The organism is Arthrobacter zhaoguopingii (assembly GCF_009828605.1).
GTDB classification, from domain to species: domain Bacteria; phylum Actinomycetota; class Actinomycetes; order Actinomycetales; family Micrococcaceae; genus Arthrobacter_D; species Arthrobacter_D zhaoguopingii.
The window spans coordinates 94,561-114,171 of the sequence record NZ_WIAE01000006.1 but is presented as its reverse complement, the minus strand read 5'-3'; the positions used below and the strand labels follow the sequence as shown (position 1 = coordinate 114,171).

13 protein-coding genes are annotated in these 19,611 nt (G+C 71.0%); 6 read left to right on the top strand and 7 right to left on the bottom strand.

What is annotated here, in order from left to right; all coding sequences use genetic code 11:
• Positions 1-36 precede the first annotated feature (36 nt).
• Positions 37-1,494 (top strand): zinc-dependent metalloprotease, encoded by a 1,458-nt coding sequence (locus GVV77_RS10125; RefSeq protein WP_159618192.1) that lies wholly within the window; start codon positions 37-39, stop codon positions 1,492-1,494.
• 113 nt (positions 1,495-1,607) lie between these two features.
• On the opposite strand, the gene GVV77_RS10120 is transcribed toward GVV77_RS10125, so the two are convergent.
• From GVV77_RS10120 to nudC, 3 genes are read right to left on the bottom strand one after another with little or no spacing between them, the layout of a single operon-like run.
• Positions 1,608-2,174 carry a M48 metallopeptidase family protein gene (locus GVV77_RS10120; protein ID WP_159617995.1) on the bottom strand — a complete coding sequence of 189 codons (567 nt, stop codon included), beginning with the start codon at positions 2,172-2,174 and terminating at the stop codon, positions 1,608-1,610.
• On the bottom strand, positions 2,167-4,269 hold the full coding sequence (locus GVV77_RS10115; RefSeq protein WP_159617994.1) for an ATP-dependent DNA helicase UvrD2: 2,103 nt from the start codon (positions 4,267-4,269) through the stop codon (positions 2,167-2,169). The genes GVV77_RS10120 and GVV77_RS10115 overlap by 8 nt, the downstream gene beginning before the upstream one ends.
• Positions 4,266-5,225, bottom strand: a complete 960-nt coding sequence (gene nudC / locus GVV77_RS10110; RefSeq protein WP_159617993.1) for an NAD(+) diphosphatase — start codon at positions 5,223-5,225, stop codon at positions 4,266-4,268. Before nudC ends, GVV77_RS10115 begins: the two co-directional genes overlap by 4 nt.
• 157 nt (positions 5,226-5,382) lie before the next feature.
• Between nudC and GVV77_RS18565 the strand changes: the two genes are divergently transcribed.
• The gene (locus GVV77_RS18565; protein ID WP_425483355.1) at positions 5,383-7,002 is read left to right on the top strand and encodes a phosphotransferase; all 1,620 of its coding nucleotides are present in this window, start codon (positions 5,383-5,385) and stop codon (positions 7,000-7,002) included.
• Between the two features lie 235 nt (positions 7,003-7,237).
• On the opposite strand, the gene GVV77_RS10100 is transcribed toward GVV77_RS18565, so the two are convergent.
• Genes GVV77_RS10100 through GVV77_RS10090 form a run of 3 tightly spaced genes read right to left on the bottom strand, consistent with a single transcriptional unit; the run spans position 7,238 to position 14,427 of the window.
• Complete coding sequence (locus tag GVV77_RS10100; RefSeq protein WP_159617991.1) at positions 7,238-10,687, bottom strand: ATP-dependent helicase; 3,450 nt, start codon at positions 10,685-10,687, stop codon at positions 7,238-7,240.
• Positions 10,684-13,989, bottom strand: a complete 3,306-nt coding sequence (locus tag GVV77_RS10095) for an ATP-dependent helicase (protein ID WP_159617990.1) — start codon at positions 13,987-13,989, stop codon at positions 10,684-10,686. The genes GVV77_RS10100 and GVV77_RS10095 overlap by 4 nt, the downstream gene beginning before the upstream one ends.
• Before the next feature lie 30 nt (positions 13,990-14,019).
• Positions 14,020-14,427 carry an MGMT family protein gene (locus tag GVV77_RS10090; protein ID WP_159617989.1) on the bottom strand — a complete coding sequence of 136 codons (408 nt, stop codon included), beginning with the start codon at positions 14,425-14,427 and terminating at the stop codon, positions 14,020-14,022.
• A 64-nt stretch (positions 14,428-14,491) separates the two neighbouring features.
• On the opposite strand from GVV77_RS10090, the gene GVV77_RS10085 reads away from it, so the two are divergent.
• The 4 genes from GVV77_RS10085 to GVV77_RS10070 all read left to right on the top strand — a co-directional run bounded on the left by GVV77_RS10085 (position 14,492) and on the right by GVV77_RS10070 (position 18,188).
• Positions 14,492-15,208, top strand: a complete 717-nt coding sequence (locus GVV77_RS10085) for a 3'-5' exonuclease (protein WP_159617988.1) — start codon at positions 14,492-14,494, stop codon at positions 15,206-15,208.
• 229 nt (positions 15,209-15,437) lie between these two features.
• The gene (locus tag GVV77_RS10080; protein WP_159617987.1) at positions 15,438-16,445 is read left to right on the top strand and encodes a methionine ABC transporter ATP-binding protein; all 1,008 of its coding nucleotides are present in this window, start codon (positions 15,438-15,440) and stop codon (positions 16,443-16,445) included.
• Positions 16,442-17,185: a methionine ABC transporter permease gene (locus GVV77_RS10075; RefSeq protein ID WP_159617986.1), complete on the top strand. Its 744-nt coding sequence runs from the start codon at positions 16,442-16,444 to the stop codon at positions 17,183-17,185. Before GVV77_RS10080 ends, GVV77_RS10075 begins: the two co-directional genes overlap by 4 nt.
• 160 nt (positions 17,186-17,345) lie before the next feature.
• Positions 17,346-18,188 (top strand): MetQ/NlpA family ABC transporter substrate-binding protein, encoded by an 843-nt coding sequence (locus GVV77_RS10070; protein ID WP_159617985.1) that lies wholly within the window; start codon positions 17,346-17,348, stop codon positions 18,186-18,188.
• 98 nt (positions 18,189-18,286) lie between these two features.
• Here the strand turns inward: GVV77_RS10070 and hemL are convergent, their stop codons facing one another.
• On the bottom strand, positions 18,287-19,609 hold the full coding sequence (gene hemL, locus GVV77_RS10065) for a glutamate-1-semialdehyde 2,1-aminomutase (RefSeq protein ID WP_159617984.1): 1,323 nt from the start codon (positions 19,607-19,609) through the stop codon (positions 18,287-18,289).
• Positions 19,610-19,611 lie beyond the last annotated feature (2 nt).

Here is a 19,611-nt window from a genome sequence, read left to right as displayed (position 1 = left end):
AACGGCGACGACTCCCCCAAGGATCCGCTGTCGGAAATGATCGCAAGGCTGCTCGGCGGCGACGCCGAGGGGTTCGATCCCCGGGAGATTGCCAAGGCGGCCGGCCTGCCGTCGGACCCCCAGGCGATGGCGATGATGATGCAGCAGGTTCAGGCCATGTTCTCGGCCCCCAGCAGCGGTCCGGTGAACTGGCAGCTCGCGCACGAGCATGCCCGGCGGGTGGCCGCTGCTGACAACGACCCGTCGGTCACCTCCCTGCAGCGCCGTGCCGTCGATGAGGCCCTGCGCGTGGCCGAAATGTGGATCGACCCCTTCACTGCATTCCCGCCCACCGGTCAGCTCGGCCGGGCGTGGTCGAAGGCCGAGTGGATCGAAGCGACGATGGGCACCTGGCGCAGGTTGACCGAGCCGGTGGCGGTGAGTATCGCCAAGGCGCTCTCGGACACGCTCTCGGAGCAGCTGCCCGATGAGATGAAGTCGATCCTCGGCATGGCAGGCGGCGGTGCCTCCATGTTCCAGAACATGGGCGGGGCGATGTTCGGGATGCAGCTCGGCCAGGCCGTCGGCGCTCTCTCCAAGGAGGTGCTGGGCTCGACCGACATCGGCATCCCCCTCGCCGACGGCCAGATGGCCCTGCTTCCCGCCAATGTGCGCTCCTTCGGTGAGGGCCTGGACATTCCCGAACAGGAGGTCACCCTCTTCCTGGCGGTCCGGGAGGCCGCCCATGTGCGCCTCTTCACGCAGGTGCCGTGGCTGGCGGGCCACCTCATGGGCACCATCGAGCGGTATGCCCGCGGAATCCACATCGACATGACCAAGATCGAGGATGCCGCCCGCGAGATCGACCCCACGAATCCGGAATCGATGCAGGCGGCCCTGTCCCAGGGCGTGTTCATGCCCGAGCGGACGGCGGAGCAGGAGGCTGCGCTGTCCCGGCTCGAGACGGTGCTGGCCCTGGTCGAGGGGTGGGTCGACGAGATCACCGCCGCGGCCGCGGTCAACCTGCCCTCGGCGGCCGCGCTGCGGGAGACCGTGCGGCGGCGCCGTGCCAGCGGCGGCCCGGCCGAGCACGCCTTCGCCTCCCTGGTCGGACTCGAACTGCGCCCGCGCCGGCTGCGCGACGCCGCCGCACTGTGGGCCCACCTCACCGAGGAGCGCGGGCTTGAGGGCCGCGATGCCATCTGGGAGCACCCCGACCTGCTGCCCACCGCCGAGGACCTCGATGACCCGACGGGCTTCACCGCCCGCCGCCAGCTCATCGAGTCGGCCGGGTCCGACGTCGACGCCGCCCTGGAGCGCCTGCTTGCCGGCGACTTCGAAAAGCCGGACGCCCCGGAGGACGGGGCCGACGGCGGGGACGGCCCGCAGGACGGTCCCGATGGCGGGGACGCCCCGGAGGACGGTCCCGGTGGCGGGGACGGCCCGCAGGACGGTCCCGACGGCGGGGGCGAGCCCGGGGTTGAGGACCGCGGCCCGGACGGACGCACTCCGTAACGACCCACGCACCCGATAACGACGGAAGCACCCGATAACGACAAACGCGCCGGTAAAGTCCGGTGCGTTTGTCGTTAAGTGGCCTCTGGCGGGGGTTTCCTGCGGAGCGCCTGCTAGCGGCCGGCCAGCCCGTGGTCGGCGGCGAAGGCCGCCCCGGCGAGGAAGGCCTTTGCCTTCTCGGTGTCCGGGTAGGACTCGAGCAGGCGCCAGAAGACGCGGTTGTGGGACGGCTCGATCAGGTGCGCCATCTCGTGGAGGATGACGTAGTCGATGACCCAGTCGGGCATGCCCCGAAGCTTGTGCGAGAGCCGGATGGACCGGTGCGCCGGGGTGGCCGAGCCCCAGCGCGAGTTCTGGTTGGTGACCCATCCGATGGTTCCGGGGATACCCCGGCCTCCGAGGTAGCGCCCGGCGAGGTCGGCTGCGCGCTGTGCCAGGGCGCGGTCGGCGGCCGCGGGGTCGGAGGCCTGTCCAGCGCTTCGGCCCTGGAGCTTTCGGACCATCCGGGCCACCCATTCCTTTTCCTGCGCCTGGGTGAAGGTGGCGGGAATCGAGACGATCATCGTCCCGTTGCGCACATCCGCGCTCACGGTGCGCCGCCGCCGCGCCGATCGGCGCACCACGACCGGCATCGGCTCCCCCGCGGCAGGTCCGCCGGCCTGCGGGGAGGGCTCAGTCATTTCGGCTGATGATGTCGATGACCGCTTCGCCGTAGCGCTCGAGCTTGGCGGAGCCGACCCCGGCCAGCTCGCCGAGCGCCTCCAGGGTCTGCGGCTTGGCCTCGGCGATCGCGATGAGGGTGGCATCGGTGAATACGACGAACGCCGGGACGTCCTTATCGCGTGCCTCCTCCAGCCGCCACCCCCGCAGCGCCTCGAACGTCTCCTCACGGTAGGTGGCCGGGCAGTCTCCGCAGCGGCCCATCTTCCGCTCGGAGCCCGTGCCGAGCGCCTTCCCGCAGACGCGGCACACCGCGGGTGCGGCGGCCTTGCGCACCTTGCGCGCCGCCGGCTGACGGAACGGACGCCCGCCGGTCCCGGCCGGTCGCAGGGCGTCGAGGAACCTCGACGGCTTGCGGGTGGCCCGGCCCCCCGGCGAGCGGGAGGTCGACCAGGACAGCGCGAGGTGGGCCCGCGCGCGGGTGATGCCCACGTAGAGCAGCCGGCGTTCCTCGTCGATCGCCTCCTGGGTGTCGGCGAAGGAGATCGGCATCAGTCCCTCGCTCAGGCCCACGAGGAACACCGCATCCCACTCAAGGCCCTTGGCGGAGTGGAGGGACGCGAGGGTGACGCCCTGCACGGTCGGGGCGTGCTGGGCGGCCGCCCGTTCCTCAAGTTCCGCAACGAACATCCGAAGGGAGAACGACTCGCGGGTCCGGGACAGCTCGTCGGCCAGCCCCACGAGCGCGGCCAGGGATTCCCACTTCTCCCGCACGGCACCGGAGGTCTGCGGGGCCGTGGAGGTGTACCCGAGGGAGGAAAGGACGTCGCGCACCTGCTGCGGGACGTCGTCCTCGCCCTCGGCGCGGGCCGCCGCCCGGAGCTGAAGCAGTGCATCCCGGACCTCGCGGCGGGCGAAGAAGCGTTCCCCGCCGCGCAGCTGGTAGCCGATGCCGGCGCTGGCGAGCGCCTGCTCGTACGCCTCGGACTGCCCGTTGGTCCGGAAGAGAATGGCGATCTCGCTCGCCGGGACGCCCGAGGCCAGCAGTTCGCCGATGCGCCGTGCCACCTCGGCGGCCTCGGCCTCGTCGTCGGTGCACTCGGTGAAGGCCGCTTCGGGCCCTGCCGGGCGCTGCGCGACCAGTTCGAGCGGAGCCGACCAGGAGGTGGCCCCGGCCCGCCGATCCACCTCGCTGCTGCGCGCAGCGAGGAGCGTGTTGGCCAGCCGGACGACCTGGGGGGTGGACCTGTAGTCCCGGACGAGCCGCACCACCTGGGCTCCCTCGTAGCGGCTGGTGAAGTCCAGCAGGTGCCGCGAGGTCGCCCCGGTGAAGGAGTAGATGGTCTGGCTGGCGTCGCCGACCACGCACAGCTCCCGCCGGTCTCCGAGCCACAGGTCGAGGAGGCGCTGCTGCAGGGGCGAGACGTCCTGGTACTCGTCAACGACGAAATGCCGGTACTGGCTGCGGACGGTCGCCGCCACCTTCTCGTCCTCCTGCAGGATCCCCACCGTGGTCAGCAGGACGTCCTCGAAGTCGATCAGGTTCCGGTCGATCTTGAGGTCCTCGTAGGCCGAAAAGATCCGGGCGACGGTCGTGAGGTCCATGCCCGCGGGTTCCGCCCGGCCGGCGGCGGCCACGACGTAGCTGTCGGGCATCAGCATCGACACCTTCGCCCACTCGATCTCTGCGGCGACATCCCTGATGGCCGCACGGTCGGTGGAGAGGCGCAGGCGCCGGGCGGCCTCGGCGATGAGCTGGGCTTTGTGATCGACAAGCGCCGGCAGGGGTCCGCCGACCGCCGAGGGCCAGAAGTACTGGAGCTGCCTCAGCGCGGCGGCGTGGAAGGTGCGCGCCTGGACGCCGCCTGCTCCGAGGTCGCGCAGCCGGGTGCGCATCTCGGCGGCGGCCCGGGCGGTGAAGGTGACGGCGAGGACCTGCTGGGGCTTGTACACCCCGGTGTGGACGCCGTACGCGATGCGGTGCGTGATGGCGCGGGTCTTGCCCGTTCCGGCGCCGGCCAGGACGCACAGGGGGCCCGCCAGCGTCGTGGCCACGGCGCGCTGTTCGTCGTCGAGGCCCTCGAGAATGCGTTCTTCAATCGGCTGATCGCTCACTGGAGGAGGGCTCCGTCCGGTTCGGCCTCGAGCGGTCCGCCGTACCAGCGCTCGATCAGGGCGCGGGCGATGGAAATTTCCCCCGCCACGGTGATTCGGCCGTCGCGGAGTTCGTCGTGCAGTTCGCGGCGGGTGAACCACCTGAGCGTCTCGATTTCGACGCCGTCCGGCCGCAGGTCCGTTTCTGCCGCCACAGCGGTGTAGCCGAGCATGAGGGAGGCGGGAAACGGCCACGGCTGGGAGCCAAGGTACTGCGGGGAATGCACCTCAACCCCGGACTCCTCGGCCACCTCGCGGAGAACGGCCGCCTCAAGCGACTCGCCGGGCTCGACGAAGCCGGCGAGGGTGGAAAACCGGTTGGCAGGCCAGGCCACCGCCGAGCCAAGCAGGATCCGGTCCTCGGCGTCGATCACCGAAACGATGATGGCGGGATCGGTGCGCGGATAGTGAAGCGAATCATCAACCGGGCAGCGGCGCACCCAGCCGCCGTCCTCGGGCACGGTGGGGCTGCCGCAGCGCGGACAGTGGGTGTGGGTGGCATGCCAGTGCGCCAGTGCCGCGGCCTCGACGAACAGGCCGACGTCGCGGGCGTCGAGGAAGGCGGCAACCTCGCGCAGCCCGTGCCACTCCGCGCCCGGGGCGAGCGCTTCGTCGAGGTCATCGAGCATCACCAGCACCACGTGGGCGCCGGCGGCCCGCGCCCCGGGCAGGACCCGGCCCAGATAAACCGGGTTCTCCGGGCGCGGCACCTCGTCCGTCCCGAACAGCCCCAGCGCACCGCCGGCCAGCGGGGTGCGCCCCTGGGCCAGGACCAGCACTTGGGTGTCGGCGGACGCCCACAGCCCGGCGAACAGGTTGGGGGTGAGCCGGAAATCTGCTCCGCGGTCGGCGTGGGAGCGGGAAAGCGGAAGGGTAACGAGCGGCGGCTGGAGGAGAGTGCGCAGGGGTTCGCTCATCCTTCTACGGTACTAACTCGGTCCCCCAAAAGACATTTGGGGGCCGGGGCGGTGGAGGAGAAGTCGCGGAATTTCGAGGCATTCGACGACTCGCCGCCGCTGAGTTGTCCCGAGGTGCATCGATGCACCTACCGTTGACAGTGTGAAACGGACTCCCATGGAACTAGCTGCCATCGCCAGCGCCGCTGTGCCTGGGCTCGCACCCACCGGTGTCACCGGCGCCCCGGACGACAGCGCGGATTTTGACGCCGCCCTGCTCGTGGACGCCGCCGGCAAGCAGTGGAGGGTCCGTTCCCCCCGTCACCCGGAGGCCAGCATGCGCCTCGAAACCGAGCTACAGGCCCTGAGGGCGTTCACGCCGGCCGTCCGCGCCGAGCTTCCCTTCCTCATCCCGCACATCGCCGGGAGCGTCCGCCAGGGCAACCTGAGCACCTTCGTCTATTCACACCTTGAGGGCAGCACCAGGGACCTCGAGACCCTCGCGGCCGGCGGCCGCGGCATGGCAGCCGAGATCGGCCGGGCGCTGGCAGCCATCCATGAACTGCCCAAGGCGCTCGTGCAGCAGGCCAACCTTCCAAGCTATGAAGCGAACGAGTTTCGAACACGCAAGCTCAACGAGCTCGACCAGGCGGCGACGACGGGCCGGATCCCCTCGGTCCTGCTGCGCCGGTGGGAGCACGCACTCGAAGACGTGACCCTGTGGCGCTTCAGCCCCACGGTGGTCCACGGGGACCTGCACGAGGACCACCTCCTGATTTCGGGCAGCCGGATCTCGGCCGTGACCGGGTGGACCGACCTGCGGATCGGTGATCCTGCTGACGATTTCGCCTGGCTCGCGGCCGTCGCGGATGCGGCGTTCGTGGATTCGGTCTACGCCGCCTACGCCAAGGCACGCGGCGCAGCCGACCAGCACCTCGCCCGGCGCGCGGCGCTGGCCGCCGAGTTCGCCCTGGCCCAGTGGATGGTGCGCGGCCTGGCCATGGAGGACCCCCAGATGATCGCCGAGGCGCACGACATGATGGCCTCCCTCGAGACCGATGTTGTGGCCTTCGACCTCGCCTCCCCGGGCGACGGCCACAGTCCCGGACGCGATGGCGGCCCCTCCAACACCCCGGGGACCACGGGCCCCGGCACCGCAGGCACCGCAGGCACCGACATCACGGGAGCAGCGACGGTGGTCACCGCCACAGCCGGACCCACGACGGCGGGCAGCACGTCGGTTGCCGGCAGCACGACGACCGGCACCACGTCGATCGGCACGGCGGCGGGCAGCACCCAGGCAACCAGCACGACGGCGGGCGGCGAACGCCCGGAGGCCTCGGCCGGTACCGCCGGAGGACCGAAGCCGGCGGTGGCGACGCCGACCGTGGTGACGCCAGCGGTGATCGCCCCGACAATGATCGCCCCCTCAGTCATCGCGCCCCTGGCGGTTCCGTCGGTGGACCCGATGCCGTCACCGGACCTCCCGGCTCCAGAGCTCGGACAGCAGGGAAAGACTTCCGCCCAGGATGCCGCACAGCCCTCGCCGGAAGAGCCGGCCGAGCCTGCTGCCGGTCCTGCGGCACCGTCCGTCCCCGCCCCTTCGACCCTGCCTGTGGCCCAGCGGGCCGACAGCCGGGCCGGTGCCGCTACCCACCGGGTGCAGGCCGATGGCGCGAAGGAAAACCTCCCAGCGGTGACGCTGCTCCGCCCCGCGGGCACGCCCTCACCACCGGCCGTCGGGTCGACCGACCACCTTGCCACCTCGGCAATGCCGATCATCTCCTCCAACCGCTAGGAGCCACGCGCCGGAAGGCAATCCTCGTGGCTGCCCCACCCCCGGCGTAATCAGCCCGGGGTCATCAACCCGGCGTCATCAACCCGGCGTCATCAACCCGGCGTCATCAACCCGGCGTCATCAGCCCGGTGTCAGCGGCCCCCGGTGTAAGCAGCCCCGGGTAATCGACCGGACCGGTGAGCGCTCCGGTGAGCGCTCCGGTGAGCGCTCCGCCAGCCGCGCCCCGCAGGCGGCCCTACCCGCCGAGCTCGACAGCGGCGGCGATGATCCCTTCGAGTTCGGCTTCCCCGGCGAGGTCGTGCGGGCGGATCAGGGCCTTGTCCGCCACATAGAAGAAGGCTGCCCGGACCGATTCCAGCGGCACCTCCTTGAGGCGGGCCCAGGCCAGCCGGTAGAGGGCGAGCTGGACCGATTTTGCGGCCCGTTTCGCCTCGCTGGGCGGCCGGCCGGTCTTCCAGTCGATGAGGTCCCACCCACCGTCGGCGTCCTGGAACACCGCATCGATGCGCCCACGCACAATGACTCCGCCGACCTTCGTCTCAATAGGGACCTCGATCCCAGCCGGGGTGCGGGCGGCCCAGGACGAGTTTCGAAAGGTCTCGGCCATCTCGTCAAGGCCGAGTGCCTCATCGACATGGGCGTCGGCGGCTCCCGGGTACTCCCCCAGGTCGAGCATGCCGCTGGTGCCGTAGAACTCCTCGATCCAGGCATGGAAGGCCGTTCCCTTGCGGGCGGCGGAACCGGGCTGGCGCGGCACCGGCCGGCGCAGCTGCGCCAACACGGCGGCGGGGTCTTCGCCCAGTTCGACGAGCGTCGACGCGGAGATGTGGGCCGGCAGGGTCACCGGGAGTTTCTCCTCGTCCTGGGCGCGCCGGGCGAGGGCGAGCTCGACCTCCCGGCTCCACCGGCCGGCCGGGGGGGCCCACGCGTCCCGCGCGGCCGGCCCGGCGGCGGCGAAGGCCTGCGCCGCTCCCGCGACGGCACCGGCCGCCTCGCTCAGGGCCGGACGCCGGGGACCGAGCGGATCGATGGGCCACGTTGCGCGCTGCGGTACGGCAGCGGCAGGGTTCTCGTCGCCCTCGTCCTTTGCGGCCAGCCAGTGCAGGACGGCGAAACCGTCCTCCCCCTGTTCGGCCAGGGTGAGCAGGTCGAGCAGGTAGCCCGAGGCGGGCGTAGGCCGCGTGCGTCCGCCGCCCCAGGCCGAGGAGGTGCAGACCAGGACGTGCTTGGCCCGGGTGAAGGCCACATAGGCGAGCCGGCGTTCCTCCCGTTCGGCATGGGCCCGTGCCTCGTCGGCATACCGCTTCTCGCTTTCCAGCCACTCCTTCGAATCGGGCTGCTCCCAGTCCCACTGGGGCAGTTCGGGAGCGTCGCCACGCAGGGTCCAGGGAATGGCCGAATCGCCGCTGCTCCATCGGGACGCCGTCCCGCTGGGGAAGGATCCCTCATTCAGCCCCGGAACGAGAACCACATCCCATTCAAGGCCCTTGGAGGCGTGAACGGTGAGCAGCTGGACCGCCTCGCGGCTTGCTTCAAGCTGGGTGACCGGGAGGCCGTCCTCCTCGGCGTCGGCCGCCTCAAGCCACGCGAGGAAGGCCGGAAGGTCGACCCTTTCGGCCGTCGAGGTGAATCCGGCCACCGCCTCGGAGAAGGCATCGAGGTTCCGGCGGGCGTCGTGGATGCCGACGCCGGGCTTGGCCGCCACCTCGATATCGAGCAGGATGCTCCGCTCCACCTCGCCGATGATCGTGCCGAGGTCGTCCCCCACGTAATCGCGGAGCCGCCTCAGCTCATCACGCAGGCGCCCGAGCCGATCCCTTCCCTCACTTGTCAGGCTGCGGCCTGCCCCGGACTCCCAGCCTTCGGGCGGGAGGTGGTCAACGGCCTCGACCAGGCTGCCGCTCTCGGCCGCGTCGGGGGCGATGACGGCGTCGTCGTCATCGCCCTGCACTTCCCCGGCACGTGCGGAACGCCCGGCCGCCGCTTCCCGTGCCCGGGCCAGCTGCCGGGACCAGTCGCCGAGCGCCATCAGGTCAGCGGGCCCGATGCGCCAGCGGGCTCCGGCCAGGAGCCGGAGCATCGAGTCGGAGCGGTCAGGGTCGCCAAGGACCCGCAGCACGGCGAGCATCTCCACGATCTCGGGGGTCCGCAGCAGCCCGCCGAGGCCGACGATCTGCACCGGGATGCCGTTGCGCTCAAGCTCACGGCGGATCGGCTCGAACTGTTTCCGGCCACGGCACAGCACGGCGATGGTTGGGCGCAGCCGGTCACCCGAATCGTCGCGCTCGAAGGTGCGCCGGGAGTGGAACATCACCTCGGCCGCCACGGCCTCCGCCTCGGTGACCGTGCGGCGCGCGCCGGGACCGGCCGACCCTGAGGCCTCCGCCGCCCGGTCGCCGGCCGGGGCATCCGCGAGGAACCTTCCGATCCGGACCTCCCCCAGCGGTGCGCCGGGCCGGGGGCTCAGGCCGGGAACCGTCAGCGACGGGGCGGAGCGGAGCCAGGGGGCGGGCATGTTGAGCGCGGCGGAGACGGTGTTGGCGGCGGCCAGGATCGCCGTTGAGTTCCGCCAGGCGACCGAGAGGTTCGAAACCGGCGACGGCGCCAGGGCCCCGCCCGGCGCCCCGACCGGGAAGGCCGTGCGGAAGGTGCCGAGCTGGCCTGCCGAGGCTCCCCGGAATCCGTAGATTGACTGGTGCGGATCACCGACAGCTGTGACGGCCCTGCCGTCGGCGAACAGGCGGGAGAACAGGACCATCTGGGCGTGGGAGGTGTCCTGGAACTCATCGAGCAGGACGACCTCGTACTTCTGCCGTTCCATTGCGGTCGCCTCGGGAATCTCCTGGGCGATCCGGGCCGCGAGGGCCACCAGGTCGCCGAAGTCGAGCTGCCGCCGGGCCAGTTTCGCCGCCGCATACTGGTCGACCAGCTCGGTGACGCTCACCCGTGTCCTCAGCTTGTCCAGCAGGTTCGCGACCGCCTGGGTCGGTTTGCGCGCCGAGGTCAGCGAATACTGAAGCCCTTCGACGGCCTCGATGTGCTCCCGCAGAACGGCCCGCACAACCGAGGGGGGCGTCAGGTGCTCGGCGCATTCCCCGGCCATGCCCAGCACGGCGTTCACGAGGGTCGACTTGGCGGCGGTGAAGTGGCTCCACTCCCCGCTGTAGGCCTCGACGACGGACACCGCGAGCTGCCAGGCCTGAGCGGTTCCGAGCATCACCGAATCGCGTTCCACCCCGATGCGGAGTCCGTAGTCCTGGACGATTCCATTGGCGAAGGAATGGTAGGTCGACACTGTCGGGTCCAGCCGGTCCTGCCCCGGGGCCTCCTCGCCGTCGAGGGCGCGGTACAGGGCCGCCAGGCGCTGCCGGATCCGGGTCCCGAGCTCGCCGGCGGCCTTGCGGGTGAAGGTCACCCCGAGGATCTGCTCGGGGCGGACCAGTTCGTTGGCGACAAGCCACACCACCCGGTCCGCCATGGTCTTGGTCTTGCCCGAGCCTGCCCCGGCGACCACCAGCAGCGGCTCCAGGGGGGCCTCGATGACACGCGCCTGGTCGGCGGTGGGGTACTGAACCGGCGAGGCCGGGTCGGTGTGGAGCAGCTCGGCCAGCGCCCGGGCCGAGAAGCGCCTGCCTGCCGCCCCAGCGGGCCCGCCGGCGGGCCGCTCCTGGACGTCCCGGGTCACTCGGTGACCTGCTTTCCCTCGGCGCACAGCGGGCAGATCTCCGGAAGCCGGCACCCGCTGCCGCCGAATCCGGACCGGCCGGGGTCGTGCACCGAATCGAATTCGGCGGCGGCCATCAGCAGCGCCGCCTGGCCGATCATGTCCTTCGCCCAGGTATCCCCCGGCTCAAGGGGGGGTTGTTCCTGCACCGAGGCGCCCTTCGCCGTCGTCCCGAGCTGCACCAGGGCGGCGCCGCCCGGGGTGTCCGACCCGGCGGCCTCGAGCAGGCCGCCTTCGCCCACCGCCGCCTGGTAGGCGGCCAGCTGCGGGTGCTGGCCCAGCTCATTCTTGGCCGGCGCGGACTTTCCGGTCTTCAGGTCCACCACTACGAGGCGTCCAGCGGTGTCGATTTCGAGCCGGTCGATCTGGCCCTTGAGCCGGGCCGTGCGCTCGGCGTCACCGGCCGGCACGGGAATGTCGACGGTGAAGTCGACCTCGGTGGCGACGAGGGACCTGCCGGCCTGGCGGGCGTCGACAATGTAGGAGGCGAGCTTGCGCACCATGGTTTCCGCCCGCCGATAGTCGAGCTTGCCCTCCCAGTTTTCCTTCATGCCCAGCGTGGGCCAGCGGCGCTGCAGCTCCGCGACGTACTCCCCGCCGCTGGCATGCGGGAGGTCCTGGGCGATCTGGTGCACCAGGGTCCCCAGCGAGCGGGCGAAGTCGGTGGCCGGTTCCCCGCCGGCGGCCGAGACGAACCAGTTCAGCGGGGAGCGGAGCACCGATTCCACCTTGGAGGGCGAGACCGGGATGGCCGCGTCGGGCGGGACCACCGGGCCGTCGGAACTCAGCGGCAGCAGGCCCCACCACTGGGAGGGGTGCGCACCGGGCACCGGCGGTGAGACCCCGGCCATGCGTCCCAGGTGCAGGACGGCTTCCGCGGCCAGGGCCGGACTCCGCACCGGTTCCTGCACGAACTTGCGCAGTTCGGCCACGAGGGCGCGCAGCGTGAGGGGACGCTGGACCTCGGTGCGGGCCCGCTCGTCCACTCCCGGTGGCAGCGGGTCCACGAGGTCGAGGAACTGCGAGGGCTGCTCGTCCGGGGAGGACACCCCGATGCACAGCAGCTGCTCCGTGGCGCGCGACACGGCGGTGGCGAAGGTCCTCAGCTCGTCGAACCGGATGTCCTGAAGCAGGCTCAGCGGGTCCCGGTGCTGGCGGAAGGAGGCACCGTGGTCGAGCAGGGCGCGCAGCTCGCCCGATCCGAGCAGCTCCCCGCGCAGCCTCAGGTTGGGCCACACCCCTTCCTGCAGCCCGGCGACAATCACCAGGGGCCAGTGCCGCCCGGCGGCGCTGGCCGGGGTCAGCACGGACACCGACGCCCGCCGGTGGGCCCGGGGAGCGAGGGTGTCCATCGGGAGTTCCTGGCTCAGGAGGTATTCGAGGAAGAGCCCCGCCGGTGCCCCCGGCATCTGGTCGACGAACCGCTCGGCGGCCTGGAACAGGGCAAGGACGGCGTCGAGGTCGCGGTCGGCGCGGGCGGAGGACGGGCCTTCGGCAACGGCAGCGGCGGACCAGGTGGCGGAGAGCCCCGAGGCCGACCAGAGGGCCCACACCACCGACTCCGGATCGCCGGCCGCGGCGAGCGCGTTCCGGCCCGCCTCGATCATCCGGGCGATGCGGTGCACCGGGCGGGCTTCCCGCGGCAGGGTTCCTGCCGGCACGGGCGCCGACAGCAGTTCAACGAGGAGTTCGTCGCTGGTGCGTCCACCGCCCTCGGTGAGCTCTTCGCGGCGCAGCACCTGGCGCAGGCGCCGCAGCTCAAGCGGGCTGGCGCCGCCGATGCGCGAGGTGAGCAGCGACACGCACAGTTCGGGGGTGATCTCGGTGGCGCCCACGACCACCGAGAAGATGTCCAGGAGGGGGCGGACGGCCGGTTCGTCGCGGATCGCTGTCTCGGCGGCCGGCACATTGACCGGGATCCCCTGGGCGGTCAGGAACCGCTGGACCGCCTGGACCTGCCCGCCGTTGCGGACGATCACGGCGATGTCATCGAAGCTGCGGCCGTCGTACAGGTGCGCCTCGAGGATCCGCTGGGTGAGGTAGCGCTGTTCGTGGAACACGGAGTCGACGAGGTGGACCTCGACCCCGGGCGTTCCGCCGGCCGGGACGGATCCGGCGTCCGGCGGGGTGGGGGAGGTCCCGGCGATCGAGCCCCGCCCGGCCTGCTCGGGTGCCGGCCGCCCCGCCAGTTGGCGGTAGGCACTGCCGGCGCCGGCCGTGGCGATGCGGGAGGCGACATTCCGCCACGCCCCCAAAAGGTGCTCGTGCAGGGTGAAGGAGGTGGGAAGCACCACGGTGCGCAGGCCCTGCCCGGCGTCGAGGAGCTCCTCGAGCCGCCCGGTGAGTTCAGGTCGGGCTCCGCGGAAGCCCTGGACGGCGGTGTCCGGGCAGGAGGTGATGACCGCCTCGCTCCCCCGCGCCAGGAGGCCAAGCAGGGCGTGGATAGCCGGGTTCGCCTCCTGGTAGTCGTCGACGAGGATCAGTTTCAGCCGCGCCCGTTCCTCGTCGAGGAACTCCGGGTCCTGCTCCAGCAGCTGGCGCGCCCCGGTGAGGATACCGGCCGGGTCGAAGGCCTCGGGCATCCTCAGGTCGAGGACGTCGCGGTACTCCTGGTAGAGGGCGGCGGCCGCGCTCCAGTCGGGCCGGTCGAAGCGCAGGCCCCACGCGTGGAGTTCCTCGGCGGACGCTCCGTACTCGCTGACCCGGTCGAAGAGCTCGCGGATCTCCTGCCGGAAGCCGCGCGTGCCCAGGGCCAGCGCCAGGCTGGCCGGCCAGGCAGGGGCCGGAGCGCCCTCGCCTCCGTGGCCCGCAAGGAGCTCCTTGATGATGAGGTCCTGCTCGGCGCCCGAGAGCAGCCGGGGAGGCCGGCTCAGGTGGGGCATCCGGCCCTCGATCTTCGCGCGGCGGATCAGGTCGAAGGCGTAGGAGCCCCAGGTGCGGGCCGGGGCCGTGCTGAGGCTTCGGTCAAGGCTGCTGGTGAGCTGATCGCGCAGCCGTGCCGCCGCGGCGCGGGTGGGGGCCAGGAGCAGGAGCCCCGAGGGCTCGAGCAGGCCCGAGTTGATGCGGTGGACCGCCAGGTCGACGAGCAGCCTGGACTTCCCCGCCCCCGGGCCTCCGAGCACGAGCGTTCCCCCGGGGGCCGGCGGAGCGGTCACCACCGACGCCGCGTCCGCGAAGCCGCGCGGGCGGCCGGGCTTCGCCGTGTCGGTGAACGCACCGGAGGTTTCGGCGTCGGTCCCGGGGCCGGAAAGGGTGGTGGTCATGCCTTAAGCCCATCACGAGGTACCGACAATTCAGGCGAGGGTCGGCGCTGTGTCGGTCTCGGACTGCCTGCGCAGCCGCTCCCGGATCCGCGTCAGCTCCCCAAGTTCCTCCGCCGAGGGCGTCCACCGGGCGGAGCGGAGGTCGACGGCGTAGTCGCCGTCCTGACCCGGGCCGCCCCGGGCGGCGCGCAGCGGGGTGCCCTCGGCGGTGTAGTGGGGGTGGGCTTCCCCGGCGAGCCCGCGGGGAGGGAATCCGCCCGCCCTGATCACCCGCCACCAGGGCACAGCCGATCCGCTGCGGCTCATCGCCGCTCCGACCTGCCGCGGCCCGCCGCTCTCGAGCAGTTCGGCGATATCCCCATAGGTCAGAACGAACGCCGGCGGGATGAGCCGGGCCACGTCGAGCACCGACTCCTGGTAGTCGGCAGCATTCCTCATGGTTTCAAGCCTAGCCGGAGCGTCGCCGCCGGAAACGTCGGTGGCTGCCGTTAGCGTGGAATCCATGACCAGCTGGCACTCCCTCCCCCGGGCAGGGTTCGACCTCGAAACCACCGGCCGCGATCCGTTGGACGCCCGCATCGTCACGGCCTCCATCCTGGTTGTGGACGGCGGCGGATCCGTCGTTGAGCAGCACGAGTGGCTTGCGGATCCGGCGGTGGACATCCCGGAGGAAGCGGCGGCGATCCACGGCATCAGCACCGCCTACGCGCGGGCCCACGGCCAGCCGGCCGGCACCGTGGTGGCGGAGGCGGCGGCGGTCCTTCGTCGGCTGTTCTCCGCCGGCGTTCCCGTGCTGGCGTTCAATGCCCGGTACGACTTCACGGTCCTTGCGCGCGAGAGCGTCCGGTACGGGATCGACGCGCCCACTCCGTCGCCTGTGCTTGACCCGTATGTGATGGACAAGCAGGTGGACCGCTACCGGCGCGGCAAGCGGACCCTGACTGCTCTGTGCGAGCACTACGGCATCGAATTCAAGAACGCCCACACCTCAGCCGCCGACGTGCTGGCCACCCTGCGCGTGGCCGAAACGCTCGCGGCCCGCTATCCGAGCCTTGCCCGCCCCGCCGGAGACCTGCACGAGGCGCAGGTGGTGTGGGCCGACCGCCAGGCCGCGAGCCTCGAGGAGTACCTGCGCCGCGCCGATCCCGACGTGGTCGTGGAGCGGGCCTGGCCCGTGATTCCAGCCCCGGCGGAGGAGACCCTGCTCGTCGCCGGCTGAGCCGGCCCTGGGCACCGAACGGCCCGGAGAGGTTCCGGAGGGCGCCTGGAATAGACGGAAGCGGGCAAGGCTGCGGCCCGGACTCCAAATTTCTTACGACACATGACGCGTGTCGGCGTGATCTCCAGCACACGATTTCCCCGCGTCCTGCGTCCGTGCGACTATCGAAGAGATATCTTCCTGCCGCAGCGCCGCGCCGAATCCATCCCCAGTCAAGCCATGAGGACACATGATTACGGTTACTGAGCTGCGCAAATCTTACCGCCAGGGCGGACGCACCATTGATGCCCTCGACGGCGTCAGCCTTGAGGTTCCGCGCGGGACGATCCACGGTGTCATCGGCCATTCCGGAGCCGGCAAATCGACACTGGTGCGCTGCCTGACCCTGCTCGACCGCCCCACCTCCGGGTCGGTCTCCATCGACGGCCGGGACCTCACCTCCGTTCGGGACTCCGAGGTGCGTTCGGCGCGCCGCCGGATCGGCATGGTCTTCCAGCACGCCAACCTCCTTGACTCCCGCACCGCCGCGGGCAACGTCGCCCTTCCCCTGGAACTCGTGCGGCTCCCCAAGAGCGAAAAGGACGCGAAGGTCGCACGCCTGCTCGGCCTCGTGGGCCTTGCGGAATTCGCGGACGCCTATCCTTCCCAGCTCTCCGGCGGCCAGCGGCAGCGGGTGGGCATCGCCAGGGCGCTCGCCGCGGATCCGACGGTGCTGCTGTGCGACGAACCGACCTCGGCACTCGACCCGGCCACAACCAACGAGATCCTCGATCTGATCCGTGAGCTGGCGGACACCCTCGACCTGACCGTCCTGATCATCACCCATGAAATGAACGTCGTGAAGCGGATCTGCGACTCCGTCTCGCTGCTGGAGAAGGGCCGCGTTGTGGAACAGGGCCTCCTGCGCGAGGTGGCCGGCTCCCTCAACGGCAGGCTGGTCCAGGCGCTGCTCCCGCTGCCGCCCCACAGCCCTTCCGGCACCGGCCCTGTCCTCGACCTGCTCACCGCGGGCGGCCCCGGCTCGGGCCCGGTGCTCTCTGAACTCTCCCGGCGCTTCTCCCTCGACGTGACGCTCCTTGCCGGAAGCGTTGAAACCCTCGCCGGCGAGCAGTTCTCACGGATGCGCGTAGGGCTAGCACCGGCTCTGGAGGACAACGCTCCGGCCGGGCCCTTTGAACTGAACGAGGTGGTGTCCCATCTCCGGGCCCGCGGAGTCACGGTGGAGGTGGCGGCATGAACTTTCTTGAGGAGATTGCAAACAATCCCGGGCTGACCGAGGCGCTGCCCAAGGAGTTCGGCGCAACGCTTCAGATGATCACCATCTCCGGTTTCTTCACGGTGCTCATCGGACTCCCCCTCGGGGTCTTCCTCATCGCCAGTGCCCCGGGTGGGCTCCGCCCGATGCCGGTGACCCACCGCATCCTCTCGGATGTGGTCGTGAACATCACGCGCTCGGTCCCGTTCGCGATCCTCATGGTGTCCCTCATTCCGCTGGCACGCCTGATCACCGGCACCTCGATCGGCCCGGTCGCGGCATCGGTGTCGCTGAGCATCGGCAGCATCCCCTTCTTCGCCCGGATCGTGGAGACGAGCCTGCGCGACGTGGCCGCCGGCAAGGTCGATGCGGCCCTGGTGATGGGATCCACCCGCATGCAGGTGATCCGCAAGGTGCTCCTTCCCGAGGCGCTGCCCGGGCTCATCGCCGGTTTCACTTCCACCCTCGTCGCCCTCGTCGGATACTCGGCGATGGCCGGCATCATCGGCGGCGGCGGCCTCGGCCGGCTCGCCTACAACTACGGGCTCCAGCGCTTCGATACCACCGTGATGGTGGTGATCATCGTGATCATCGTCGCGATCGTCCAGCTGATCCAGCTGGCCGGGGACCGGGCGATGGCCCGGGTGGACCACCGCAACGCCGCCACCGCGGGGGCGGGACGGCGCCGCCGGCGCACCCCGGCCGTCGAGGTCTCCGCCTAGGCGGGTCCCGCACTCCACCAGATTTCGACCTCCACAGGTCGACCGATGCAGGTTTCCGCATGCCGGACCACCATCCGGCCGCTGCGGTTCGGCAGCCAGTAGCCGCTAGCTGCCCCGTTTCCGGCCCCTGGGCGCCGGACTTCCGAAAGGAAACGCACCCGTGCGTAAACTGCTCTCCCTCGCCGCCACCGGCCTTGCAGCCACCCTCACGCTCTCCGCCTGCGGCGACTCCGCTGCCGAGAATGAGACCGTCGAATCTCTGGATCCGGCCAACCCCGTCACCGTGACCGTCGGGGCCAGCCCGCTGCCGCACGCCCGCATCCTCGAATTTGTTGACGAGAACCTCGCCGAGGAAAGCGGCATCGACCTCGACATCGTCGAGTTCGACGACTACACCACCCCGAACATCGCCCTGAACGACGGGGACCTCGACGCCAACTACTTCCAGCACCTGCCCTACTTTGAGCAGCAGGTGGAGGGCCAGGGCTACGAGTTCTCCCATGGGGAGGGCGTCCACGTCGAGCCGTACGCCGCCTTCTCGGAGAAGCACGACGACGTCTCGGAACTTCCCGAGGGCGCCCGGATCGCCATCACCAATGACCCCTCGAACCAGGCCCGCGCGCTGACCCTGATGCAGGAAGCCGGGCTGCTGACGGGGATCGAGGAGGACGCCTCGGTCCTCGCGCTCACCGAGGCGCAGAACCCGAGCGGCTACGAGTTCGTTGAGAACCAGCCGGAGCTGCTGCTCAACGACGTCAAGGACCCGTCGGTGGACCTGGCAATCATCAACGGCAATTACATCCTCGACGCCGGGCTCAACACCGAGGACGCCCTGATCGTAGAGTCGACGGAGGAGAACCCGTACGCGAACTTCCTGGCCTGGAACACCTCTTCCGAGGGTGATGCCCGGATTGAGAAGCTCGACGAACTGCTCCACTCCGACGAGGTCCGTGCCTTCATCGAGGAGCAGTGGCCCAGCGGAGACGTCACCCCCGCCTTCTAGGAGGGACTTCCACACCGCTTAAACATCTACTGCGCAGTAATGCCGGACCCCGAGGGGTTCTCCGGTCATTACTGCGCAGTGGATGCGTTTAAGGCTCCCTAGGCCGGCTGGGCAGCCGCTGCGGCCTGAGCCGCCGCCGGAAGCGCCGCGAAGATCTCCTCCATGGCGGCGTCGTCGTGCGCCGCGGAAAGGAACCACGCCTCGAACACCGACGGCGGCAGGTACACCCCGGAGTCGAGCATCGAGTGGAAGAACGGCCCGTACCGGAAGGACTCCTGCGCCTGGGCGTCGGCGTAGTTGCTCACGCCGCGCTCCGAGGTGCCGAAGGCGACGCTGAAGAGGTTTCCGGCGCGCTGGATCGAGTGGTCCACCCCGGCGCGGTCCAGCTCCTCCGAGAGCGCGGTCGACAGTTCGAGGGACCGGGCGTCGACGTGGCGATAGACCTCGTCGGTCGCGGCCGTCAGCGTGGCGACGCCGGCGGCCATGGCCAGCGGGTTCCCGGAGAGCGTCCCGGCCTGATAGACCGGCCCGATCGGGGCGAGGTGGTTCATGACGTCGGCACGGCCGCCCAGTGCCGCCGCGGGGATGCCGCCGCCGATCACCTTGCCGAAGGTCAGCAGGTCCGGCGTCCACGGTTCGGCGGCGTCGGGGGCTCCGCCGGTCAGTTTCCAGTACCCGCCGGGGTGGGTCCGGAACCCGGTCATCACCTCGTCGACGATGAACAGGGCGCCGTGTTCGGTGGTGATGCGGGACAGGAAGGCGTTGAACCCCTCCCCCGGGGTCACCACGCCCATGTTCGCCGGCGCCGCCTCGGTGATCACGGCGGCGATGCGGTCCCCGTGTTCGCGGAACGCCTCCTCGACGGCGGCGGTGTCGTTGTAGGGAAGCACCAGGGTCTCGGCGGTCGTCGCCTCGGTCACCCCGGCCGAGCCGGGCAGTGCGAGGGTGGCCACCCCGGAACCGGCTGCGGCGAGCAGGCTGTCGACGTGCCCGTGGTAGCAGCCGGCGAACTTGATGATCAGGCTGCGGCCTGTGAAGCCGCGCGCAAGGCGGACCGCCGTCATGGTGGCTTCGGTGCCGGTGGAGACCATGCGCAGCAGTTCGACGGCGGGGACGCGCTCCTTCACGAGCTCGGCGAGGTCGGCCTCGGCCGGGGTGGAGGCCCCGAAGGTGAGTCCGTGGTCGACGGCGCGGTGCACCGCCTCGATCACCGCCGGGTGGGAGTGTCCGAGCAGCGCCGGGCCCCAGGAGCCGACGAGGTCGACGTAGGTCTTCCCGTCGGCGTCGGTGACGCGGGCGCCGTGGGCGTCGACGAGGAAGCGCGGGGTGCCGCCGACCGAGCCGAAGGCGCGCACGGGCGAGTTGACGCCGCCGGGCATGAGGGCACGGGCGCGGTCGTACAGTTCTTCCGAGGTGCTCATTG